This window comes from Vibrio sp. B181a (assembly GCF_030248375.1).
Taxonomy (GTDB): domain Bacteria; phylum Pseudomonadota; class Gammaproteobacteria; order Enterobacterales; family Vibrionaceae; genus Vibrio; species Vibrio campbellii.
The window spans coordinates 1-2,879 of sequence record NZ_JAHGAD010000109.1 but is presented as its reverse complement, the minus strand read 5'-3'; the positions used below and the strand labels follow the sequence as shown (position 1 = coordinate 2,879).

The 2,879-nt window shown below is 52.5% G+C and carries 4 protein-coding genes and 1 pseudogene; all 5 read right to left on the bottom strand.

Features of this window, described 5'->3' with window-relative positions; genetic code table 11:
* Positions 1-314: pseudogene (locus KIO97_RS25680) on the bottom strand (hypothetical protein); the annotation flags it as partial.
* Between the two features lie 23 nt (positions 315-337).
* Positions 338-1,012 carry a TIGR03759 family integrating conjugative element protein gene (locus KIO97_RS25675; protein WP_285384321.1) on the bottom strand — a complete coding sequence of 225 codons (675 nt, stop codon included), beginning with the start codon at positions 1,010-1,012 and terminating at the stop codon, positions 338-340.
* Complete coding sequence (locus tag KIO97_RS25670; RefSeq protein ID WP_285384320.1) at positions 1,012-1,731, bottom strand: hypothetical protein; 720 nt, start codon at positions 1,729-1,731, stop codon at positions 1,012-1,014. The genes KIO97_RS25675 and KIO97_RS25670 overlap by 1 nt, the downstream gene beginning before the upstream one ends.
* Before the next feature lie 130 nt (positions 1,732-1,861).
* Positions 1,862-2,437 (bottom strand): DUF2913 family protein, encoded by a 576-nt coding sequence (locus KIO97_RS25665; protein ID WP_285384319.1) that lies wholly within the window; start codon positions 2,435-2,437, stop codon positions 1,862-1,864.
* 232 nt (positions 2,438-2,669) lie between these two features.
* Complete coding sequence (locus tag KIO97_RS25660; RefSeq protein ID WP_181028112.1) at positions 2,670-2,822, bottom strand: PA3496 family putative envelope integrity protein; 153 nt, start codon at positions 2,820-2,822, stop codon at positions 2,670-2,672.
* Between the last annotated feature and the right edge of the window lie 57 nt (positions 2,823-2,879).

The following is a 2,879-nucleotide window of genomic DNA, read 5'->3' as shown; positions in this document are numbered from 1 at the left end:
AGGTTAAGCCATGGGTCGAATGCGTCACATGGCGATTTGAAGTGGTCTTTTTGCCAGCGCCAGTTGTGCTGGGTAAGGCCGATGTCCACCATTTGGGTGCGCCTTAGAAAGCCTTGCAGCGCTTGGCACGCCTGGTCAAAGCTCGCGTAATAATACGGCTTGCCTTTGACGTTCAGTGTCCACGGCCAAGGTCGCACGGCGCCGCTTTGCAGCTTGGTTTTGCTTTCACCGAGCGCCAAGGCGTACAACACGCTGGCAGGAATATGGTGGCGCGTGGCGACGTCTTGATACAAAGGCGGAATGGCGGCCTGCACGCTGCCTCCTGCAAGACACAGCATCAAGGCAAGGCAATAACGGACCATGCGCCCCCCTCGCCTTGCTGCGCTATCGCCACAGGCACCGCTTTGCCTTTGGCCAGTGAAAACCACAATCCGCGCGTGTCATGATTTAAGGTGATGCGTTTCGCATCCACATCGCCATGGCGAACGCCAGCGGCGTTTGCCCAAGCTTGCAGCGCCGCGTCATCGCCACCAATCAAATAAACATCGACATTGACGCCTTTCGAGCGCCAGGCCTTGAGCGCATCAAAGCACGCGTCGCACTCAGAGCGAACAAACAGCGCCACGCGCTCAGGCAATCTGGCGCCAATCGGTGTTAAGTTGGGGTAAAGACGCTGCCACGCAGCGCGATAGGCGACATCGAGGGCAAGAATGCCATCGGTGCGCGCTTTATCAAATTCGACTAACCGCTCCACAAAACGGGCGCGCTCGGCGTCATTACGTGCAAACACCGCCAGCACCTCAAGCGGATTGTCATCCTGCATGTCGTAGGTGAGCGGGCTTTGCATTAAACGCTCATAGCGCTGCCAGTCAGTGGAGGTCAATTGCCAAAAATCGGCGCCTTGCTGGGTAGGCGAGACCGCCACGCTTTGCTCGGTGCGGGTTTGCGTGGTGTCGGCGGCGTGCAGTGCGCTGCTAAGGAGCAGTAAACTCAATCCAAGGCGTTTCATCATTACCCCTCCATCATGGTTAAGGTGGTGCGCTGGCCTTGACGCTGCACTTCAATGCTGGATGCGAAGACCGAGACGATTTTCCAGCCGCGATAAGACTGACCTTGCCTGAGCGCCGACAGCTCAGAAAGCGTGCGAGCATTCGTTTGACCTACAATCGCCAAGCGGATGCCGCTGCGCGATTGCACGTCATACAACACAAACGGGGCGGCCACGGACTCTGGTTGGGATGGCTTAGCGCGACGATCCTTGCTCGTGTTTGCCTGAGAGGATGGTGCTTTCTTAGCGGTCGTGTGTGTGGCGGCTTTCGCTGTTTTTTGCACCGGCGCTGGATGCGGCGTGCTGACGACGCGATTGAGGCGCGCCAGTTTTTTCTCAAGCTCGGCCACTTTGTGGTGGTCAAGGTCGAGTTTATCGAGACGCGTTGAATGGTGCTGCTGCGTATTTGACAATGCCTGCAGACGCTGCGTTTGCTCGTCAACACGGATACTCAGTTCATCAAGCGTTTGGGTTAACGCGTCGAGTGCAGCGCGGTGCTGCTGGTCGCTGGCTTGTTGACTTTCGCTTAGCGCGCTCATCAACGCTTGGTGCTGCGTCTCAAGCTCGGCGTGCCGGACGGGAGCGAATAGGTGTTGATAGACCAAAATGCAGGCGGCGCTTAATAGTACGCACCACAGGCTGAGCAATAGGCCTCTTAATGCCGATTTTAGGAAGGGTTTCACGCCAGACTCCAAGGTTATCCATATCTGGATGACCCTAGCAAAAAGGCGGTTTGGTTGTCTCAATTAGAACAGGCGAAAAAATAATTTTTCTAATTAAGATTATTTTTGATTATTCTGTTATCCTACTCGGTTATTTTGAATTCAGTTCTATATGCACTTGCTGCGCTGATTCATTCCATTCTTTTATGCTGGCATCAAACAGGCCAGTGCGATTGACGCAAGCTACGATGGCCTCAACGTCAGGGGACTCAATCAGCATCGATATCGGTGCGACTTGCTTGTCTTCACTGAACGCCGCATCAATGTGGGCCGCTAACAGATAAAGCACGCCAGGCTCAGCGGTGTCCCCTTCCTCAAATAACTTAGATTCAAGCCCCAGTTCGTCATAAAGATGAACGAGCAAGGCATACAGCTTGCCTGCCCCAACGATTTTGTGATTCATCGCCATTGCGTTTAGCTCCCACAGCTTTTTCTCTAAATTACCTCGCGGATGGCGCGCCGCTTGCAACATGACACGTAAATCTTTTTTGATGTTACTCAGGCGTTTGTCTTTGAGTTTGGGCTTGAGGTAGCGAAGCAGCAGCTCATTGCGCTTTGGTACAGGTACAAACCGTTTACTGCTAAGCAAATGAAAGTGCAAATGCAACAGGGCGTGACAGACGGTTTGGTGAAGGTTGCGGTAGTAATCGAATTCGCGGGCGTTCATAGCATAAGACAAAGATAAAGGAAGAAAACGTTGACTGACCGACTTTGTACACGAAAGTACACCACAAACAATGACCATATGTCAGCCAACGTAGGCTCACTGTAAAGAAACGGCGGTGCATGTCAACACGAACACAAAAAAAGGCCACTGCGTACCACAGTGGCCATCGGAAAGTTATGCTTTGCAATATGAGTTGCATAGGAAGTATAGCACCTATTTATCCTTATGCTGCTCATAACTCATGCAATTTTGCCAGAGCTTTTTGCTCAAGAAGCTCTTCAATGCGCTTACGAGCTTTACCCGCTTTAAGCTGTTCTTTGCTCGGTTGCGTGGTTTTCTTATCGCGATAAGCCAATCGCTTTACCGTCATGGGGGTTGGCATCATTGCATCGCGCTCGCTTATAGGTTTACGGCTTCTTTCAACGCTTTGCCTGCTTTAAAG

Excerpts from the sequence above, each read along its gene's own strand:
- KIO97_RS25675 (WP_285384321.1), bottom strand. The coding sequence starts at position 1,012 with ATGATGAAACGCCTTGGATTGAGTTTACTGCTCCTTAGCAGCGCACTG.
- KIO97_RS25660 (WP_181028112.1), bottom strand. The coding sequence starts at position 2,822 with ATGATGCCAACCCCCATGACGGTAAAGCGATTGGCTTATCGCGATAAG.
- KIO97_RS25665 (WP_285384319.1), bottom strand. The coding sequence starts at position 2,437 with ATGAACGCCCGCGAATTCGATTACTACCGCAACCTTCACCAAACCGTC.